This window comes from Desulfovibrio simplex (assembly GCF_055387835.1).
In genome coordinates this window covers 3,156,894-3,177,471 of the sequence record NZ_AP042377.1, presented here as the reverse complement: position 1 = coordinate 3,177,471, position 20,578 = coordinate 3,156,894, and the positions used below count along the sequence as shown (strand labels likewise).

Sequence of the window (20,578 nt, the reverse complement as noted above, 5' to 3'; positions counted from 1 at the left end):
CTTTGAGCGGTGGCTTTTGTGCCCTGCGGGCACGACGGCTTATCCTTTTCTGCTGTTTGGGCCGCCTGCGCGGCGGGCGGCAGATGGGGGCCTGTTAGGGGCTGCCGCCCCTCCGAGGCCCCCTCTGCACTCCCCCCGGACGACCCCGCTGGGTTTGTCGTATATCCCCACTCCCGCGGGTTAGCCCTTAAGGGCCTTCCATATTCCATCATTCTCCGAGGGCTGCGCGGCTTTTGCTTCGGGAGCTTCCTCGCTTCGCTCGGAGATCTCCCTCCGCGCCGCGCAATGCCAGCGTGTGATCTCGCCCTGAGTGAGCGTCAGGGAGGCGTCTCTTTGGCTGTGGGGGAGCCTCAGAAACTGCATATCACTGTTGGGAAAAGGCACGTAATGGCGGCGGTACTTGCGTAGCGGGGGCTTCAAAAAGAATAAAGCAGGGCTTGTCCTTAGAGAGATGGCTTGTGTGCCCTGCGGGCACGGCGGCCTTCTTTTTCTGCTGTTTGGGCCGCGTCTGGAGTTACCAAAAAATCTGGCAAGGGAGTTCAGCGTTTTTATCACGGTAATATGCCTCAAGCCTGTGCCGCTTCTCAGACAGGGCTCGGACTAGCGCCGGGGGCGGCGTCATAAAGAACCGAAGCCGACACGTCGGCGAGGTTCGTGCGTAGCCGCCCACGAAAAAGGGAATTTGTTGGTCAGGGTGGGACAGCGGGGTGCTTCGGGGGGGATGCAAGGGGGGCCGAGAAGGGGGCGCAGCCCCATAACCGGCCCCGCCTTGCCGCCCGCCGCGCAGGCGGCCAAAACGAAATAAATGAAAAGCCGCCGTGCCCGCAGGGCACAGAATCCATCTTTCAAAGGACAGGCCCGGATTTGTTTTCTTCGGAACGCCCGTCGCGCTTGCCCTCGCCTCGCCGCGCAGGCGACCAAAACTAAATAAATGAAAAGCCCCCGTGCCCGCAGGGCACAGAAGCCATCTCTCAAAGGACAGGCCCTATTTTTATTCTCCTCAAAACGCCAACTGCGGAAGTCCCCCCCCACCCCCTTGCACCCACGCCGCCAATACGTCAAAATTCCAAAAGCAGGCCACGCCAACACCACACCAACTCCGAGCAAAACGCCACGCCGATTCCACGCCTGCGCAGCAAATTCACCCAGAGGAACTTTAATGCACTGTCAGCACCTTCTCTTTGATCCGGCCCGCATCCCTTCACCCTGCTTTGTCCTGGATGAAAACCAGCTTCTGACCAATGCGGCCATCCTCAACACAGTACAGGAACGCACCGGGGCAAAAATCCTTCTTGCCCTCAAGGGTTATGCGGCCTGGGCGACCTTTCCCCTGCTTTCCCGCTTCAAGGGGCACGGCCCCCTGTGGGGCGCCTGCGCCAGTTCCGTGGACGAAGCCCGCCTGGCCCGTGAGGAATTCGGCGGCGAGGTCCATTCCTTCGCGGCGGCCTGGAACAAGCGCGAAGTGGCGGAACTGCTGACGCTGACAGACCACATCGTCTTCAACTCCATTGCGCAGTGGCGCGAATTCGCGCCCGCCATCGAGGCGTGGAATCACGGCCGCTGCCCTGACAGACAGATACAGTGCGGCCTGCGCATCAACCCGGAGCACTCCGAAGGCGCGACCGAAATATACAATCCCTGCGCGCCCGGCTCACGCCTTGGCATACGGCGCAAACATTTCGACCCCACAGCTCTGGACGGCATCTCGGGCCTGCATTTTCACACGCTTTGCGAGCAGGGGGCGGACGCGCTGGAGCGCACCCTGGCCGCTGTGGAGAAAAATTTCGGCCAGTGGCTGCCCCGCTGCAAATGGATCAACATGGGCGGCGGGCATCACATCACCAAGCCGGGCTATGACCTGGACCTGCTCTGCCGCCTGCTCACCCAGTGGCGCGACCGCTGTCAGGCACAGATATACCTTGAACCCGGCGAGGCCGTGGCCCTGGACGCGGGCTGGCTGGTCACAACGGTGCTGGACGTTATTGAGGCCGACATGCCCATTGTCATTCTGGACATAGGCGTGCCCTGCCACATGCCCGACGTCATTGAAATGCCGTACAGGCCGCGCGTGACGTATGAGCATGACGGCGCAGCCGTACAGGCGGGCGAAGCGGGCCAAAAAGCCTGGACCTGCCGTCTGGCGGGCAAGTCATGCCTGGCGGGCGACGTGGCTGGCGAATATTCCTTTGACGCTCCCCTCAAGCCGGGGCAGCGCCTCATATTCGAAGACATGGCCATATACAGCATGGTCAAGACCACCACCTTCAACGGCCTGCGCCTGCCGTCCATCGGCATTTGCGGTCAAGACGCCGACGGGGGGGCGGATTTTCGCATGCTGCGGCAGTTCGGCTACGCGGACTTTAAAACCCGGCTTTCCTGATGCGCCCGCCAGACAGTGTCGTCACGACTGGAAAGGCGCTCGTGACGACACTGTCTAGAGCATTTAACACTTGAAATGCCGCGCAAGAGCACTTTCACCAGCGATGCTGCCGACATCCGCGAGGCTCCTGCTACGCCTGGCGGCAGCTTGAAACATCTCTGACATCTGAAACAGAAAAACCCCGGCACTGCCGGGGTTTTTCTGTTTCGCGCACTTGAAAAAAATCTGTGTTCGGCGCGTGCCTACTTGAGCTTTCTGACGGCTTTTTCCATACCCTCTGGCAGGGGGTAGCAGTGCTCTTCACCGGGAAAAGCCCCGGCGCGCACTTCACGGGTATAGGCCTCAATGGCGTCGCGCAGGGCCTTGTCCACCGAGCCGAAGTACTTGACAAAACGCGGCAAAGGCCGGGTGTTGAGGCCGGTCATGTCCTGCCAGACCAGCACCTGCCCGTCGCATTCCGCGCCAGCGCCTATGCCGATAACGGGAATGGCAAGCTCCTTGGTGACGCGGGCGGCCAGAACGGCGGGCACGCATTCCAGCACCAGGGCAAAGGCCCCGGCATCCTGAAGGGCGCGGGCATCGTCCAGCAGCTTCTGGGCAGCGCTGGGCGTCTTGCCCTGCATCTTGAACCCGCCGAATGCGTTGACAGACTGGGGGGTAAGCCCCAGATGCCCCATGACGGGAATGGACGCCCGAACAAGGGCCTTGACCACATCACAAAATTCCGAACCGCCTTCAAGCTTGACGGCCTGGGCGCGCCCTTCGGTCACCAGCCTGCCCGCATTGCGCACGGCTTCATCCACGCTGGCGTGATAGCTCATATAAGGCATGTCACAGATCACAAGGGCCTGATCCGCCGCCCGCGCCACAGCGGCGCAATGGCGCGTCATATCGTCCATGGTGACGCTGAGCGTATCCGCGTGCCCCAGCATGACCATGCCGAGCGAATCCCCCACCAGCAGGGCGTTGACCCCGGCATCGTCCATAACGCGGGCCGTGCTGTAGTCGTAGGCGGTAAGCACCACAAGCTTGTCCTGCCCCTTGGCGGCGCGAAATGTGACCACAGTGTTCTTCATGGTGAATGCTCCTTGGTAAAAACCGTGTCGGCAACTGCCGGAGATACCTGACGGCCAGAGATCCGGACGGCGGCAGGCGCGTCAGGACCGGCTATTGGCCGCCAGCGCGAGCCCCATAAGCAGATGCGTCAGTTTGGCCGCCGTAAAATCACAGTGGTGCAGGCCCGCAATGGGGGCAAGCTCCACCACATCCAGTCCCACGACCTGCCGCCCCTCAACGCAACGCTCAAGAATGAACTGGGCCTCGCGCCAGCTCATGCCGCCGGGCGATGGCGTTCCGGTGGCGGGCATGAGGGAGGCGTCAAAGGCATCCACGTCAAAGGTGATGTAAATCCGCTGCGGAAAACCCTCGGGCAGGGGCAGCTCGGGCAGACCCACGCGGGCCATGAAATAGGCGTCATAGTGCGTGACGTTGCGCGCCTTGCGCACCTCGGCTTCCTCACGGCAGAAGTCGCGCACGCCAAACTGCACCAGCGGCAGGCCCAGGTCGGCCACAGCGCGGTGCATGACGCAGGCGTGCGAATAGGGGCTGCCCTCATAGCTTGAACGCAGATCGGCATGGGCGTCAAACTGCACGATGCCGAAGGGTTCGCCCGTGCTCTGCGCCTGTCTGGCCAGGGCGCGCAATGCGCCAAGGCTCACCGTGTGCTCGCCGCCGAGCAGCACCGGCACGGCATTGCAGGCAAGCGCCTGGGCCGTGGCAGCCTCGATACGGTCAATGACCCCTTCTACAGGGCCGCTGCAGTCCACTGGCGGCGCGGTATAAAAACCTGATTCTCCGGGGGCAAGGCCGCTTTCCCAGGCTTCAAGCTGCTGGGAAGCCGTGAGCAGAGCCTCAGGGCCGTGGGCCGTGCCAGCGCCGTAAGAGACGCTCTGCTCCAGCGGAACGGGGATAATATGAAAGGCGGCCTGATCAGGCCGGGCGGGGCTGTATTCGGATGCAAGAAAATGCTGCATGACTATCCTCAGGCTGTATGGATGAACCAAATAAAACGGCCCGCTTGGGGAGGCAGGCCGTCTTATTTGGAGGAGGCTGTCAGCAAAAGAAAGGAAGGTACTTTCTATTCTGCAATGGCCGTGCCAAGTGGGTTTAAGAAATAAGTTTCTTTAATTATGCGTAATTTATTGTAATTTATTTCAGGAACAAATCCTGTTTCGTTTAAAAACTTATACTCTCCTGCCCTGTGCCCCACGTTGCAGGCTTGCCGCTGTACAAAAAATTATCTCACGGATGCACGCCGCCAGCCCAGATTTATGGCTGTTGCGACGTTTTTACCGGCAGGCGCTCCACCAGCAGCAGGCTTTCCGCGGCCCGCTCCCTGTTGGTATCGGCAAGGGGCACCACCCGCCAGCGCCGGAGCGGCAGCGTCCGCACCCTGCTGACCAGGGCTTGCGCCTCTTCAGCGCCGCCCGCGTGGCCCTCACCGCTCAAGCCTTATTGCACCGTTTCCCTGCCGCCAGCGGTCGGGGACCCCTGTATGCTGAGAGTCAGCTTTTCCGCCAGTTCACGCGCGCCGGGGGTCTGACGCCATTCGTCAAACAGCTTGCGCCACGCGCCGAACTCCGTGAAGCCTCGGTCCAGCTGATCTTCGTGCATCTGCACCCAGGTATTGAAAAGCTGCATCTGCACCTGAAAGGTGGAGCTGTTGAAAATCATGGCCGCGCTGTCGCGCGCTATGCTCTTGCCCTCCACATGGGTGGCCACGAAGTTGCAGATGGCGCGCTGCGACATTTCAAAGGTCACTTCCTGACCGTTCATTTCATCGGCCAGGGGCAGCAGATGGGGGTAGAGTTCGGCAATGCGCTCCATACCCTTGACCGGCACGGCCATAAACAGCGGCGCTTCGCCGTCTACCGGAGCGGCATCGGGCTTTTCGCTGATAAAATAGAATCGCAGCCAGTTTTCAAACATCACCGCTTCAATCATGGAGGCTACGGCGCTCTGGAATTGGCTCTGTGGCTCAGGCATGGAAACTCCTTCACTTTTTGGCGGCGCAAGCACCCTGGCTCCAAGCGCCATCAGAACTTGGCTCACGTATTTCTGGAACAGACCATCAGACCATGCCCGGCGCAAAGACACCCTGAAAGGCGCTCATGCCGCACGGCCTAGAGAAAAATGTCGCAAGCGCCTCCATATGTACTATCCGGGCCAGCCCGCGTCAATGCGGCACGCCGTAAAGCCGGGGCGCATATCATTTTTCGGCCAGGTCAGATGCGGCCAGTGCGGATGCGGCCAGCCGTCCGCGCCGCAGGCGCAGCGCCCTGGTGCCCATAAGGCTCAAAGCCAGGGCGGCGCTTCCCGTCACCGCGCAGACTATCCCCAGAGGGACAGCGGTTCCCGGCCCGGCCAGTCCCACCAGCGGGGAGGAAAACGCCCCGAAAATAAAGGCCGCCACGCCGATCACGCCCGAAGCCGCGCCCGCGCCCACATCCTGCGCCGCTATGCCAAGGGTGAAACTGGTGGCGAAGGTCACGCCCTGGAGCGTGATCATGCAATACAGGGCGGCAATGAGAGGCCAGGGCGAGACCGGGCGCGCAAGGGTCACGCCCAGCACCGTCAGACAGGCCACCCAGCGCAGGACGTTTCCGACCACGAGCAGCTTTTCTTCCCTCACGCGACGGGCCAGCCGCCCGGTAACGACGGCCATGAGGGACAGGCTGAGCGCGTTGGCCCCGAAGATCATGCCGTAGACCGTGGGTGAAAAGCCGTACATATCCTGCAGAATAAAGGGCGAGGCCGCCACATAGCCGAAAAATCCGGCCATGGTGAAGCCCTGCACCCCGGCAAAGCACATGAAGGCCTTTTCACTGAAGAGCTTGCCCGTATAGCGCAGGGAGGCGAGCACGCCGCCGGGCCGCCGGGCCTCTGGAAGCAGCGTTTCCGGCAGCCTCCAGGCGCACAGGCACACAAGCAGCAGTCCAAAGCCCGTCAGAAAGACAAAGACCGCATGCCAGCCGCCCAGCGCGGCCAGCGCGCCCCCCAGAAGCGGGGCCACGATGGGGGCCACGCTTTGTATGGCAATGAGCACGGCCATGAAGCTTGTGAGCTCCGGCCCGCGAAAAAGGTCGCAGGCAATGGCGCGCGAAAGCACCACGCCCCCTGCCCCGCTGAGCCCCTGCGCAAACCGCAGGGCAATAAAACCTTCGCCGGAGCCTGTCCGGGCGCAGAAAAATGACGCAAGCGTGAAGAAGGCCAGCGCCAGCAGCAGGGGCCCGCGCCGCCCGCGACTGTCGGAAATGGGGCCTATGAATATCTGGCCAATGGCCATGCCCAGCAGAAAGGCGGTGATGGTGATCTGCGTGGCAGCCGTTGAGATGGAAAGGTCCCCGGCGATCTGGGGCAGGCTCGGCAAATAGGTGTCTATGCTCAAGGGGCCAAATGCCCCCAGCATGGCCAGCAGCAGTGCGAAAAAAAGTCTGCGGGCGCGGCTCAGCCGGGCCCCGGGCCCGACGACAAGGTCATTCTGCGTAAAACTCATGCGGTGCTATTCCTTCGATTTTGGCGGATAGAGCAGTTTACGAATGAAATGAATTAACTGCTCTGCAAGGATTTTCAGGAAAATCCTTGTCACGAAATGCGCGTAGGCAGACTTTTGCCTGCCGTACACGAGCATTTCAAGTGTTAAATTCTCTAGTCAGCCCGGCTGTGGGCAAAGTCAAGTTACTCCGCCACAAGTCACTGACCGTACGACGCTCTGGCGGGCCGAAAAGCCTTGTGCTAGGGTCGCGTCATGATCGACTACGCTCAAGCGCTCAACGAAGCCCAATACCAGGCAGCCACCAGCGGCGACGGTCCCGTGCTGGTGGTGGCTGGCGCGGGCAGCGGCAAAACCCGCACCATTGTGTACCGTCTGGCCTGGCTGGCCGAAAACGGCATCTCGCCCGACGCCATGCTGCTGCTTACCTTTACCCGCAAGGCCGCCCAGGAAATGCTGCACCGCGCGGGCCTGTTGCTGAACCAGGGGCTCTCCGGCGTGCAGGGCGGCACCTTTCACGCCTTTTCTTTCAGCGTGCTGCGCCGTTGGAAACCCGCGTGGCTGGCCGACCGCCCCTTTACGGTTATGGACGCCGCGGACATCACGGCAGCGGTCAAGCATTGCAAGGACGATCTCAAGCTGGGCAAGGGCGACAAGTCCTTTCCCAAAACCCAGACCGTGGTGGGCCTGCTCAGCAAGGCGCGCAACAAGGAACTGCCGCTGGACGAAGTGCTCAGACGCGAGGCCTTTCACCTGCTGCCCCATGCCGAAAGCCTGACCCGCCTGGGCGAGGCCTACAACGCCTACAGGCGCGAAAAAGGCCTCATGGATTATGACGACCTGCTTTTTGAGCTTGAAGACCTGCTGCGCACCAATGACATGGCCGCCGCCAGCCTGCGCCAGCGCTTCAGCCACATTCTTGTGGACGAATACCAGGACACCAACCTCGTGCAGGCGCGCATCGTACGTCTGCTGGCCGGTCCGGAAGACGGCCCCCCAGGCAATGTCATGGCCGTGGGCGACGAAGCCCAGTCCATCTACGCCTTCCGGGGAGCGAATGTTCGCAACATTCTGGATTTCCCCAAATTTTTTCCGGGCGCCAAGGTCGTACGGCTGGAGGAAAACTACAGGTCAACCAAGCCCGTGCTGGATGTGGCCAACAGCCTCTTGGCCCATGCGGCGGAGTCCTTTCATAAAAACCTGTTCACCAGAAAGGAGGGCGGCGAGCCGGTACGCCTGGTCACGCCCCTGAGCGACGCCAGCCAGGCCAAGCTTGTGGTGCGCCGCGTGGAGGAACTGCTGCGCGAGCATTTGCCCCACGAAATCGCCGTGCTCTTCCGCGCGGGCTTCCACTCCTACAACCTTGAAATGGCGCTCAACCAGGCTGGCATCGGCTTTCGCAAGTACGGCGGCCTGCGCTATACCGAGGCCGCCCACGTCAAGGACGTCATGGCCTACGCCCGCCTGCTGCTCAACCCGCTGGATCTGCCCGCCTTTGCCCGCGTGGCCGCCCAGCACAGCGGCATCGGCCCCAAAACCGTTGAAAAACTCTACGCCGTGGCCCGCAGCGGCGACGCGGCCGCTACGGAAAAGGCCTTTGGCAAACACGTTGGCTTTCTGGAAGACATGCGCTTCATCAACGATCTGCGCGCGCGTCCCATGGCGCCCTCGTCCACGCTGGCGGCCATACTGGAGCACTACCGCCCCCGGCTGGAAACCCTGTACCCCGAAGACTGGCCCCGCCGTCAGCAGGGTCTTGAAGAAATCATACAGATGGCTTCGGGCTACGTGCACCTGGATCTTTTTCTGGCCGATCTGGCGCTGGAGTCGCCCGAAGAGGACGAAAACGACGCCGAGGGCAAGATCACGCTTTCCACCGTGCATTCGGCCAAAGGGCTTGAGTGGAACGCCGTGTGCATCATCGACCTCGTCGAAGACCGCTTTCCCTCGCGTCACGCCCTGGCCCGACCCGAAGACTTTGAAGAAGAGCGTCGTCTCATGTACGTGGCCTGCACCCGCGCCCGCCAGAATCTGGATCTCTATGCCCCGGCCTCCCTGTATAACAGGGCCGAACGCGGCAGCCAGCACGTAAATCAGAGCCCCTTTGTGCGCGAACTGGCCCCCGGCCTTGTGGAGGAATGGGTGGAGGGTTTTGGCGGCGGCCTTTCACGCCGCACGCCGGGGAGCTTCGGCGGCGTGGACATGTATCAGCCCCGAGCGCTGGCCCGCCCCCTGGGTCAGTCGCAAGCACATTCGCAGACGTCCCCGCAGACATCCCCGCAGGCTGGCCGCGATTACGCCGCCTTTGACGATTGCCAGTTGCCCCCGGAACAGGAAAATACCGCGCCCGGCCTGAACTTCGCACGGCCGCGCGGTCTTGCGCCCCATCAGGAGAACCCGGCCGTGAGCGAAAACCGCGCGACCGGCAGTTCCGGCATGGCGGCCACGGGCGACGCAGCCGCCCCACAGGGGGAACTCTGCTACTGCCGCCACCGCATCTTCGGGCGCGGCAAGATTATCAAGCATTTGTCGCCCGAGAAGGTGCAGGTGAACTTTCCCGGCTTCGGCCTCAAGGTCATTCTGAGCGAATACCTGCTCATGGAGAATTGATATGGTTCCGCCCCCATTGTCCGGCGGCTCCGCCGCGCCACTTTCGGAAGACCGTATACTGGCCTGCCTGGCCGGATATTTTCCCCAGACCCACTCCTCATTGCTGCTGGGCAGGGGTGACGACTGCGCCGTGCTCAAGGCCGAACGGCCCCTTTGCGTCAGCAGCGACCTTTTTTTGGAAGACATCCATTTTCGCCGCTCCTATTTTTCGCCCGAAGACACGGGCTACAAGGCCCTTGCCGTCAATGTCAGCGATCTGGCGGGCTGCGGCGCGCGGCCCCTTGGCTTCACGCTCTGCCTTGGCCTGCCCGCATGGGCGGATATGGAATGGCTCAACAGATTCTTCAGCGGCATGGCCGAGGTGGCCGGCCAGCACCGCATGGCGCTGGCCGGAGGCGACCTTTCGCGCAGCAAAAGCCTGCACATTTCCATAACCGTCTGGGGCGAGACGGCGGACCCCGGCCATTTTCTGGTGCGGGGCGGCAGCATGCCCGGAGACGTGCTTTTTGTGGTCGGCCCTCTGGGCCTGGCCCGCGTGGGCCTGGCCCAGTTGGAAGCGCAAGGCCGTCAGGCCCTTGAAGCCTGGCCCGCCGCCTGCGCGGCCCACCTGCGGCCCGCGCCGCAAGTGGACGCGGGCCTGATGCTGGCGCGCGCGGGATACAACGCGCGGCCCCCGGCCCTCATGGACCTTTCGGACGGCATCATGCGCGACCTGCCGCGCCTGCTGGGCCTCACAGGAGAACTCAGCGCCGTCTGCCCGGAAAAATGCACGGGCCTCGGCGCGGAAATCGTGCTGCCGCAGGGCCGGCTGCACCCCGAAATACTGCGCTACGCAGCGGCCACGGGCAAAAACCCTGTGCATGAAGCCCTGCTCGGCGGTGAGGACTACGCCCTGCTCGGCACCTGCGCGCCCGACATGCTGCCCCCCCTGCACGCGGCCATTCCCGGCCTGTACAGCATTGGCGTGGTCACATCCGGCGGCGGCATTGTGTGCAACAACGCGCCGCTGGACAGTCTTGGCGGCGGGTTTGACCACTTTGAGTCCTGAGCCGGTTCGGCCTGCGACGCACAAAAAACGCGGTCCAGATCAGATCACCTTTGAAATAGCAAGCATTTCAAAGGTGCCATCCTGCCTGAAAATACGCTTTTCGTCAGAATCAACACTATGTTACGGTGCGCTGCATACTCCACAACTTTTTTAAAAACAGACAAGAGTCTTTGCCTGGCAGGAACACGCATGCACAAGGATTTTCAGTCGGCACAGGAAGTCATAGTCCCGTACGTGGAAGAAATGCGCGGCGTCTGTCGGGATGCATGGACGCAGGGCCTGCTCTCCGGCTGCAACGGCAACGCCAGTCGTCGCCTGCCAGCCCCGTACCAGAGCGTCGCGTGCCTGACCTGTACAGGGGCCGCCAAGGGGCGCCTTGCCCCGCAGAACTGCTGCCTTGTGGAGATCGAGAACGCGGCCCCGCTGTACGGCGGCCCGGCGTCAACGGAATCCGGCATGCACCTGGCCATTTACCGCGCAAAGCCCCAATGCGGGGCAATTCTGCACACGCACCCGCGCCGCCTGCTGGCCCTGAGTCTGCGTCTTGAAATGGAACACAAGGGTCTGGAAGATTTTTTGCGCCTCCCGCTCTTTGAGGCGGACGTGTGGCGCGCCCGCCTGGGCTTCGCCCCTGCGCTGCCGCCCGGAACAACGGAACTGGCAGAGGCGGTGGCCAGGGCAAGCCTCGACCGTCCGGCGGTGTGGATGGCCGGGCACGGCCTGTGCAGCACGGGCGCGACCCTGGCCGAAGCGCTTTGCCTGACCGAAGAGCTGGAGCATCTGGCCGCCATCCAGCTTTTGATCATGCGCTGATCTGCTTTCGCCTTTCTACCCCCCCACTTCACGCCAAAAGAGGTAACGGCCCGCGATCGGGCCTTTTTTGCTGCCCTTGGGGCAAGTGCGCGGTGCGAATGGCGTTCCCACAGGAGGCAAGACGGCCGCCACGGCGCGCATCCGTTCACGCAACCGCCCAAGCGATCCCAAATGAACCTCGTAGTAACACGATTAATAAAATCGTGTTTTTTTGCTTGCCAAACACCCTGCCCTTGTGTAGCATTTTTAAAAAATTCGTAACACAATTTCCATTGCAGCATCTTACCAAGGAGTCTGGCATGAACCTTTTGCAGCAGCTCGGCCATAAGGCAAAACCCATCCTCGGCGGCCTGGCCCTCACGGCCCTGCTGGGCGCGGCCCTGCCCGCAACGGCGCACGAGTTCATCCTCAAGCCTGACACGGCCACCCCGGCCGCCGGGCAGAAGACCCGCGTGCAGGCCCAGGCTTCGCATGTTTTCATGATCAGCGAAGAAGCGGAAAAGCCCGAAAGCGTGAACCTGCAACTTGTGCAAAAGGGCAAGCCCACTCCTGTGACCCTGACCGAAGACGCTTCGCTTGCCGCCCTTGTGGGCGACATTCTTCTGGCGGACACAGCCCCGGCCCTGCTGGTGGGCCACCGCCTGCCCCAGATATGGAGCGAAACCACGGAGGGCGTGCTTGAGGGCAACCGCGCCCAGCTTGAAGCGCAGGGCAAAAAAGTCCGCTCTGTGGGCAAGTATGAAAAGTTTGCCAAAGCCCTGCTCAACCCCGCCGCCAGCGACACGCTGTACAAAACTCCGCAAAACCAGATGCTGGAAATCGTCCTGCTGGACAATCCCGCGACCGTCAAGCCTGGCGGCGTCATGAACGTGCAGGTGTTGCTGCGCGGCAAACCCCTGCCGGGCGCTGCCGTGGGCCTGACCCACGACGGCTTCAGCAAGGAAGAAGACGCCTACAAGGTTACGGCCACCACCGACGCGCAGGGAAAAGCCGCCCTTGCAGTGGACAAACCCGCGCTCTGGATGGTCCGCACCGCCACCGTTGAAAAAACGCCGGGCACGGACGCCGACGCGCACCACCTGCGGGCCACCTACGTTTTCCCGGTTCGATAACACGACAGCATGATTATGAGAGTTGCCGTGTTCACAAAGGTTTTCAGCCTGTTTCTACTCTGCGCCTGCCTTGTGCTGGCAAACGCGCGGCACGCCGCCGGTCACGCCCTGCGCGCCGCCGAAATTCATCAGGGGCGGGCCGTTGTCATGCAGTTTGCCTATTCCACGGGCGAAGTGCCTGCCTACGCGAATGTGGAAGTATACGGCCCGGCCGATGCGGGCACGGAATTCCAGAATGGCCGCACCGACGCCCAGGGACGCTTCGCCTTTGTGCCCAATGCCCCGGGCCAATGGCGTGTGATCATGGCCGACAACATGGGCCACAAGGTAGCGCACGAGACTACCGTGGCCGAAAACGGCGGCGCCGCTCCCACGGCAGACGCCGCCGCTGACGCATGGGGACGTTTTGCCACACCCCTGCGGGCCTTGCTGGGCGTCAGTCTGCTGCTGAATCTGGGAACAATGTCCGTGCTGTGGCGTCAACGCCGCAAGGCGTAAAGCCAAGGTTGGCAACACGGCCAGGAGGCCCGTCCATCATGGGCGGGCCTCCTTTATTTACAGACGCCGTGCGGCGCTCTGCCCAGTGTTCGGAGCATTTTTGCGGGCCTGTATCCTCAAGGATGCAGACCCGCATATTGCGCCGCGTTACCGGGCCAGAGCCGTTTTCCCTGGATTTACGCTACGCGGGCGAGCACTCCGCATCGGCGGAGACGTGTACAATTTCTCCCACCATGGCGGCGGGTTCGTTCACGCCCACGCCAAAATCCTTTCTTTTTATGTCGCCCCACACCTTGAAGCTGCGTGTGGGCTTATTTGTCATGGGGTTGGTCACCACTTCGCTGCTGCGGAAGTTGAAGGTCACGTCCTTTGCCACGCCACGTATGGTCAACGTGCCGCTGATCTTGCCCTCGCCCGCGCCCTCAAGCCATACCTTGCTGCTCTCGAAGGTGATTACGGGGTGCACCGACGCCTCAAAGAAATCGCCGCTGCGCAGATGTTCGTCGCGCGCAGCCACGTCTGTATCAATGCTGGCCGCCTGGGCGGCCATGCTGAATTTCGCGTCGGAGAGGTCGTCCCTGCCGATCTCGGCAGTGACCGTGAATTCGGCAAACCTGCCGGTTATTTCGGTTATGGTGAGGTGCCTGACTACAAAGCCAAGGCGGGAATGGGCCGGATCATTCTTCCATGTGGTCATGGTATTCTCCTTGTTTTTTTGCCGCCTCTGCACACAGTGCACAGTTTTTCCGCGGGGCAAAAACTCTGGCCACCCGAACCGGGCATGTGCGGAGCGCTTGCAGGCTGCAATGCGCTGGCGGATGCGCGGGCATGCGCTTGCCGCCAAGGCATACGCGCAACTGTCCGCGAGGGTAAACTGCGTAGCGGGGTCTTCAAATGCGAGATGGTGGAGGCCCATGAGAAGCTCTCCCTGGAAGCCCCGCGTCAGTTCAAAAAACCTTGTCTTACACAACACGCAATAAAGGTTTTAGGGGGTGGGGGCGTGGGGGAGGAGACCCTTTTGCAAAAAGGGCCCTCCCCCACAGAGTATTTCAATGTAAAATAGCGTTGCCTTAGTTAGAGGCTAAAATACGCCAGGCAGTCCGTTGTCCCGCAGCGCGGCGTCACAGGAACCGATATGGTAGCAGGTGTGGCTGGCCAGCATGGCCACCGCCGCGCCATAGGCCACGTCGCGCCCGATCTTTTTGCTCAGCACCGTGTGAATCCGGGTAAGGCCCTTGTCCGAAAGGCCGTCCAGCCAGGCGTCCACGCCGATCCGCACAGTTTCGGCATACTCCCGCATGGCGTCCTTGTCGATGACGCAGGGACCCTGAACCTTGAGCATGAGGGTAGCCATGTCGCAGGGGGCGGACGCAGGAGCGTCGTTTTCACCAAGAGTGAAAAAATTCAGCACGGCAAGGGCATGGGCAATCTGCTGCCACACGGGCCAGCCGCCGCGCGTTTCCTTCCATATCTTGTCGGGGCAGACGTCGATGAACTGTGTCAGAAGGCTCCAGGAATGGCGATACGGGGCCTGAATGGCATTGATAATGTCTCGTGACATGCGTTTCTCCTTTTAGGGCGTTGCCGCCGTAACGTGTGGGGCTGAAGGCCAGGCGCAATGGTAGTGCAGGCTTTTTTCATCTGTTTTTCATGCGCGGGGCATTGCACGCCCACGCCGGACACTCCGCCTGCCTCCACCATAACCAAAGCCCCCGCCTTGTGCAAAGCGGGGGCCTGAACATGCATCAGCCGGCTGCCGGAACGTGCCGTCAGCATATGGCGTCAGCGCCGTCAGCGTGTGGCGGCGGTACGGATGTTACTCGAAACGGCTGGCGTTGGTGATCAGCACCATGTCCACGGGCACGTTTTCGTGCATGCCCATGCTCTTGGTTTTCACCTTGGCGATCTTGTCAACCACATCCAGACCTTCGGTCACACGGCCAAAGGCGCAATAGCCCCAGCCGTCAAGGGTGGGGGAGCTGTGATTGAGAAAGTCATTATCCACCAGGTTGATGAAAAACTGGGCCGTGGCGCTGTGCGGGTCGCGGGTGCGGGCCATGGCGATGGTGCCGCGCTCGTTCTTCACGCCGTTATCGGCCTCATTGGCCACAGGTTCGCGGGTGGCTTTTTCGTCCATACGCGCGCCAAGGCCGCCGCCCTGAATCATGAAGCCGGGAATAACGCGGTGGAAGATGGTGTTGGTGTAAAAACCCTCATCCACATATTGCAAAAAGTTGGCAACGGTTTTCGGGGCCTTGTCGGGGAAGAGCTCAATCAAAATGTCGCCGGACGTGGTTTCCAGCAAAACCGTGGGATTATCAGCCATGACAGCTCCTTTAGTGGTGATGGCACGCGCCTGCGTGAACGAAAAGCGCGCCCTGAGCCGGAATATAGAGTATGGCCCGAAAGATGACAATGCCTGCCGCCGGGTATAGATTACTTGCATGCCCACAAAAAATAAAAAAGCATCCGTCACCGTGTCCGCAGCCAAAGGCGCCGAACCGGCCGCCAGCCTTTTGCCCGGTCTTGAGCCCGCCTGCCCTCCCGCATCCGGGGCTGAAACAGTCACACACCAGCCGCCGGACAGGCATCTTCCCGCCCTGCGGCAGGCGCTACTCGACTGGTTTGCCGTCCATCAGCGCGACCTGCCGTGGCGCGCCAGCTACACGCCCTATGAAGTCTGGATTTCAGAAGTCATGCTGCAACAGACGCAGATGGAACGGGGCGTCAGCTATTTTCTGCGCTGGATGCGGCGCTTCCCGGACATCGCCACTCTGGCCGCCGCCCATGAGGAGGACGTGCTCCGCCTGTGGGAGGGCCTTGGCTACTATTCACGCAGCCGCCATATTCTGGCTGCCGCCCGCAAGATCATGGCGGAACACGGGGGCGTTTTTCCCTCCGACCTTGCCTCCATCCGCGCCCTGCCGGGCGTGGGGCCGTACACGGCCGGGGCCATTGCCAGCATAGCCTTTGGCGAAAAGCTCCCTTGCGTGGACGCCAATGTGGAGCGCGTCATCTCGCGCATTTTTGATGTGGACAGCCCCGTGAAGCAGGACCCGGCCGCGGGCATAATCCACCGATGGGCCCTGCGCCTTGTGCCCGAAGGCAAATCCCGCGAGCACAACCAGGCCATGATGGAACTGGGGGCTCTCATCTGCCGCAAAAAACCTCGCTGCGAACTCTGCCCTCTGGCCCGCTTCTGCGTCAGCCGTCATCTGGGCATACAGGACCAGCGGCCCGTGCCGGGAAAGCGCGCGGTCATCACGCCGGTCCGCGCTGTCACGGGAGTGCTTCGCATAGGAAAGCGCATTTTCGTGCAAAAACGTCCGCCTTCCGGCGTATGGGGAAACCTGTGGGAATTTCCCGGCGGCAGGGTCGAGCCTGATGAAAGCCCGGAGCAGGCCACCGTGCGTGAATTTATGGAAGAAACGGGATTTGCGGTGCGGGTGGCCGCCAGATATGGCGTCATACGCCACGGCTACACGACTTATCGGCTTACCCTGCACTGCTTTGGTCTTGAACTGGCGAACAGCGGCGCAAACGCGCCAATACCGCCGCATGGCGACGCCTGCCCCGCGCCGCCGCAACTCACCGCCGCCACCCAATACCGCTGGGCAACCCCTGATGAACTGGAGGCCCTGGCCATGCCCGCAGCGCACCGCAAGCTTGCGGACAGCCTTTTTGGCCCGTCCGGCGAAGAGCCGCTGCCGCGCGCGCCACAGCGGGAAAAACAGGGCAGGCTTTTCTGATATTGGCCAATACTTAGAAAATAACGTATTTCCTCTTGCCTTTTCTATATAATGTTTCTTATTATTGAATAGAGAGAAGAGGATGTCCTGCAAAAGGCAGGCATGAGGCAAGAGCTAGATTTTGCGCCTGATATGGACCTCAAGGCCGTGTCAGACAGCATACCCGAAAGCGCGGACCATACGCCGTCCTTCGCCCATTCGTTGCGCACGCTGCTGCGCCTTCTGGGCAAGCCGGTGTCTCTCCCCCTGTTGCTCAGCGGCATACGCGGCGGGCCAAGTTCAGATTCGCCCTCGGCCTGTCTGCGTTCTGCCAAACGCTACGGACTCGAAGCGCGCATAGTGCGCCGCAAAAATCTCAACAGTATCTCCTCCCTTGTGCTCCCCTGCATTCTGCTGCTTAAAAACGATCTGAGCTGCGTTCTGCTCAAGCAGGATGCCGGGGCAGACACGGCTGAAGTCATTTTTCCCGAGGAAGGCGACCACCCCAAGAGCGTGAACCGCCAGGAACTGGAGTCCCAGTACACTGGCTACGCTGTTTTCGGCAGCCTCAGGGGCAAGCTGGACGCCCGCGCCCGCATCGCCCTGCCCGTCACCAGACGCTGGTTCTGGGACGTCATCGGCCATTACATGCCGCTGTACAAGCATGTGATCATTGCCACTGTCATCATCAATCTTCTGGGCGTGGCGGGCTCGCTCTTTGCCATGAACGTCTATGACCGCGTTGTGCCCAACCAGGCCGAGGAAACCTTGTGGGTACTGGCCTCGGGCGTGCTGCTGGCCTATATGGTCGACTTCATCCTGCGCAATGTGCGCGGCTATTTTGTGGATCTGGCCGGGCGCAATGCCGATGTGGTGCTGTCCAGCAAGCTTATGGAAAAGGTGCTCAATCTGCGCATGGACGCAAAGCCCGACTCCACGGGCGCGCTGGTAAACAACCTCAGCGGATTCGAATCGTTACGGGATTTCTTCAGTTCCGGCAGTCTGGTGGTTCTGGCCGACCTGCCCTTTCTCATCATCTTTCTCGGCCTCATATTTCTTATCGGCGGCCCCATTGTGAGCGTGCCCCTGGCGGCCGTACCCCTCATGGTGGGCCTGGGCCTTCTGCTGCAACTGGGCGCGCGGCGGCATGCAGCCTCCAACTATTTGCTGAACATGCAAAAACACGCCCTGCTGGTTGAAATCGTGCACGGGCTTGAAGCTGTCAAAACCAGCCGGGCCGAAAGCCGCCTGCTCAACCTGTGGGAACAGGTCTGTGATGCCTCGGCGGAAACGTCGCGCATGGCCCGCCGCTATGCCACCCTGACCCTCAGCGTGTCGAGCGGGCTCAGCCAGCTTGTGTCCGTGGGGGTCATCGTATGGGGCGTATACCGCATCATGGACAACTCAATGACCATGGGCGGCCTCATTGCCTGCAATATTCTGGCAGGCCGTGCCATGGCCCCGCTCATGCAGCTGGCGGGCATGATCTCACGCCTGCACCAGTCGCGCATGGCCCTCGCCGCGCTGAATACCATCATGGAACTGCCCACCGAAGATCCGGCCGAGACCGACAAGACGGACTTTGGCCTGCTGCAGCCCGCCTTCACGTTCGAACACGTGAGCTTCAGTTATCCGGGGGCAAAGCACAACTCGCTGTCAGACGTGAGCTTTACCATCCGGCCCCACGAAAAGGTGGCCATCATCGGCCGCATGGGTTCGGGCAAATCCACCATTGGCAGGCTCATGACGGGGCTCTACACGCCTCAGGACGGGGCCGTGCGCTTCGGCGGCGTTGACCTGCGACAGATGGACGCCGCCAACCTGCGGGGCCGCATGGGCTATCTGCCCCAGGACGTAACCCTTTTCTACGGCTCCATACGCGACAACATCGCGCTGGACGACCCCGGCATCGAGGATCAGCGGGTGCTGCGGGCCGCGTACCAGGCCGGAGCCACGGACTTTATCCGCGCACTGCCCGGCGGCCTGGGCGCGCCCGTGGGTGAGCAGGGACTTGCCATTTCCGGCGGGCAGCGTCAGTCCGTTGCCCTGGCCCGCTCCCTTTTGCACGACCCCGAAGTGCTCATCCTTGACGAGCCCACAAGCAATATGGACAAGGCCACCGAAAGCCTGCTGCGCACCCGCCTTGCAAAGCTGGCCGAAAACAAGACCCTCGTTCTCATCACGCACAGGGCCAGCCTGCTGGCTCTCGTGAACCGGCTCATCATTATCGACAACGGGCGTGTGGTGGCCGACGGCCCGCGCGACGAAGTGCTTGAAGCCATAAACAGCCAGACGTCGCAAAAGCGCCAGGCTGCCGGCCCGTTGCCCAGTGAGCGGCAGGACGGAAATATGCCCGATGGGCAGACCGCAAACGAGACAACGGCAACCACCGTCAAACTCGCGCCAACGCCAGCCCTCGCGCGTGCCGGAGGCGCGCCCGAAAGCGGCATGAGAGGTGCAGCATGAGCGCCCTAGTGAACTTTTGGAGGCGGTTGTTCGGCCTCTCCTCATTGCACGAAGAAGAGCACCTGCCCTACATGAACAAGGTGGACGCGGCCCTGCAACGCAAGGGCCGGGTGGAGGCCGTTTTTCTCTCCCTGGGCACTGCGGTACTGCTGTGCATTCTTGTCATCTGGGCGGCCTGGGCCTCCATCGACGAGGTCACGCGCGGCCAGGGGCAGGTGGTGGCCGCCAGCGGCACCCAGGTCATCCAGAACCTTGAGGGCGGCATTCTGCGCGAAGTCCTGGTGCGCGAGGGGCGGGTGGTTGAAAAAGACCAGCCGCTTGCGCGGCTGGACAACCTTGGCGCGGCCAGCCAGTACACTGATGCCCTGACCAAGGCGCTGGAAAACCGCGTGGCCCTCGTGCGCCTTGAAGCGGAAAAAAATGCTGTATCTCCGGTATTTGACGTGGACTTGCGAACTTCGGCCCCGCAGGTCGTGGCCGACCAGGAAGAGATGTACCACAGCCGCCGCGAACGCTTTCTTTCAGAAATGGCCATGCTGACCTCGCAGCACCGGCAGCGCCTCAAGGATGTGGACGAGCAGCGCGGCCGTAAAAACCAGCTTGAGCACAACCTTGCCCTGGCCGAGGAACGCCGCGACCTGGCCAAGCCGCTGGAGGCGCGCAAACTATATCCCAGGGTGGACTACCTCGACCTTGAGCAGCGCGTTGTGACCCTGCGCGGCGACCTGGAAGCTGTTTCGGCATCCTTGGGCAAGGCCGAGGAGGCCGCCCTTGAGGTCGAGCGCAAGCTGAACCTGCACAAGGCCGAATACGACTCTGAAATCACCGCCGAAATCAACAAGCGGCGCACAGAACTGACATCGCTTCAGGCCATGCTCTCGGCCGGAGGCGACCGTGTTACCCGCACCGAACTGCGCTCCCCGGTGCGTGGAACGGTTAAAAGGGTCATCATCAACACGCTGGGCGGCGTGGTGCGCTCTGGCGAGCCCATCATGGAAATCGTGCCCCTGGATGACACGCTTCTGGTTGAGGCGCGCATCCGCCCGGCCGACATCGCTTTCATTCATGCGGACCAGCGGGCCATGGTCAAGATATCGGCCTATGATTTTTCCATCTATGGCGGCCTTGAGGCCGTGGTTGAACAGATCAGCGCAGACACCATCGAAGACAAAAAGAGCGAGTTTTTCTACCTCGTCAAACTGCGCACCAAGAAGAATGAAATTGTCTACCGCAATGAACACCTGCCCATCATACCCGGCATGGTGGCTGGAGTAGAAATCGTTTCCGGCAAAAAAACCGTATTGGACTACCTGCTCAAACCCCTGCTCAAGGCACAACAAAACGCCATGAGAGAACGATAGATCGCGAGGC

General features: G+C 61.7%; 17 protein-coding genes. 9 read left to right on the top strand and 8 right to left on the bottom strand.

Translation table 11 applies throughout. The annotated features are described in order from the left end of the window. The first annotated feature begins 1,159 nt into the window (after positions 1-1,159). Positions 1,160-2,380 (top strand): carboxynorspermidine decarboxylase, encoded by a 1,221-nt coding sequence (gene nspC, locus ACZ5DH_RS12930; protein ID WP_464254663.1) that lies wholly within the window; start codon positions 1,160-1,162, stop codon positions 2,378-2,380. Between the two features lie 242 nt (positions 2,381-2,622). On the opposite strand, the gene panB is transcribed toward nspC, so the two are convergent. The 5 genes from panB to ACZ5DH_RS12905 form a co-directional block, all read right to left on the bottom strand. After that, positions 2,623-3,456 carry a 3-methyl-2-oxobutanoate hydroxymethyltransferase gene (gene panB / locus ACZ5DH_RS12925; RefSeq protein WP_464254662.1) on the bottom strand — a complete coding sequence of 278 codons (834 nt, stop codon included), beginning with the start codon at positions 3,454-3,456 and terminating at the stop codon, positions 2,623-2,625. Positions 3,457-3,537: 81 nt separating this feature from the next. Next, complete coding sequence (speB, locus tag ACZ5DH_RS12920) at positions 3,538-4,413, bottom strand: agmatinase (protein ID WP_464254661.1); 876 nt, start codon at positions 4,411-4,413, stop codon at positions 3,538-3,540. 295 nt (positions 4,414-4,708) lie between these two features. After that, positions 4,709-4,888 (bottom strand): MnmM family RNA methyltransferase, encoded by a 180-nt coding sequence (locus ACZ5DH_RS12915; protein ID WP_464254660.1) that lies wholly within the window; start codon positions 4,886-4,888, stop codon positions 4,709-4,711. 3 nt (positions 4,889-4,891) lie between these two features. After that, positions 4,892-5,425, bottom strand: a complete 534-nt coding sequence (locus ACZ5DH_RS12910; protein ID WP_464254659.1) for a hypothetical protein — start codon at positions 5,423-5,425, stop codon at positions 4,892-4,894. Positions 5,426-5,648: 223 nt separating this feature from the next. Beyond that, positions 5,649-6,935, bottom strand: a complete 1,287-nt coding sequence (locus ACZ5DH_RS12905; protein ID WP_464254658.1) for a multidrug effflux MFS transporter — start codon at positions 6,933-6,935, stop codon at positions 5,649-5,651. A 252-nt stretch (positions 6,936-7,187) separates the two neighbouring features. On the opposite strand from ACZ5DH_RS12905, the gene ACZ5DH_RS12900 reads away from it, so the two are divergent. The 5 genes from ACZ5DH_RS12900 (at position 7,188) to ACZ5DH_RS12880 (ending at position 13,013) form a co-directional block, all read left to right on the top strand. After that, positions 7,188-9,542: an ATP-dependent helicase gene (locus ACZ5DH_RS12900; RefSeq protein ID WP_464254657.1), complete on the top strand. Its 2,355-nt coding sequence runs from the start codon at positions 7,188-7,190 to the stop codon at positions 9,540-9,542. Between the two features lies 1 nt (position 9,543). Continuing rightward, on the top strand, positions 9,544-10,590 hold the full coding sequence (gene thiL, locus ACZ5DH_RS12895; RefSeq protein WP_464254656.1) for a thiamine-phosphate kinase: 1,047 nt from the start codon (positions 9,544-9,546) through the stop codon (positions 10,588-10,590). A 189-nt stretch (positions 10,591-10,779) separates the two neighbouring features. Continuing rightward, entirely contained in the window at positions 10,780-11,403 is a 624-nt protein-coding gene (locus ACZ5DH_RS12890) for a class II aldolase/adducin family protein (protein ID WP_464254655.1), read from the top strand. 299 nt (positions 11,404-11,702) lie between these two features. Then, entirely contained in the window at positions 11,703-12,515 is an 813-nt protein-coding gene (locus tag ACZ5DH_RS12885; protein ID WP_464254654.1) for a DUF4198 domain-containing protein, read from the top strand. Positions 12,516-12,542: 27 nt separating this feature from the next. Further along, positions 12,543-13,013 carry a hypothetical protein gene (locus tag ACZ5DH_RS12880; protein WP_464254653.1) on the top strand — a complete coding sequence of 157 codons (471 nt, stop codon included), beginning with the start codon at positions 12,543-12,545 and terminating at the stop codon, positions 13,011-13,013. Positions 13,014-13,194: 181 nt separating this feature from the next. Here the strand turns inward: ACZ5DH_RS12880 and ACZ5DH_RS12875 are convergent, their stop codons facing one another. The 3 genes from ACZ5DH_RS12875 to ACZ5DH_RS12865 form a co-directional block, all read right to left on the bottom strand. Further along, positions 13,195-13,710, bottom strand: coding sequence for a YceI family protein (locus ACZ5DH_RS12875; RefSeq protein ID WP_464254652.1), 516 nt, complete (start codon positions 13,708-13,710; stop codon positions 13,195-13,197). Positions 13,711-14,094: 384 nt separating this feature from the next. Further along, entirely contained in the window at positions 14,095-14,574 is a 480-nt protein-coding gene (locus tag ACZ5DH_RS12870; RefSeq protein ID WP_464254651.1) for a DinB family protein, read from the bottom strand. Positions 14,575-14,829: 255 nt separating this feature from the next. Further along, entirely contained in the window at positions 14,830-15,339 is a 510-nt protein-coding gene (locus tag ACZ5DH_RS12865) for a peptidylprolyl isomerase (RefSeq protein WP_464254650.1), read from the bottom strand. Positions 15,340-15,457: 118 nt separating this feature from the next. Between ACZ5DH_RS12865 and mutY the strand changes: the two genes are divergently transcribed. From mutY to ACZ5DH_RS12850, 3 genes are all read left to right on the top strand, one after another. Further along, on the top strand, positions 15,458-16,762 hold the full coding sequence (gene mutY, locus ACZ5DH_RS12860; RefSeq protein ID WP_464254649.1) for an A/G-specific adenine glycosylase: 1,305 nt from the start codon (positions 15,458-15,460) through the stop codon (positions 16,760-16,762). Positions 16,763-16,864: 102 nt separating this feature from the next. Further along, complete coding sequence (locus ACZ5DH_RS12855; RefSeq protein ID WP_464254648.1) at positions 16,865-19,207, top strand: type I secretion system permease/ATPase; 2,343 nt, start codon at positions 16,865-16,867, stop codon at positions 19,205-19,207. Further along, positions 19,204-20,568 carry an HlyD family type I secretion periplasmic adaptor subunit gene (locus ACZ5DH_RS12850; protein ID WP_464254647.1) on the top strand — a complete coding sequence of 455 codons (1,365 nt, stop codon included), beginning with the start codon at positions 19,204-19,206 and terminating at the stop codon, positions 20,566-20,568. Before ACZ5DH_RS12855 ends, ACZ5DH_RS12850 begins: the two co-directional genes overlap by 4 nt. Positions 20,569-20,578: the final 10 nt, after the last annotated feature.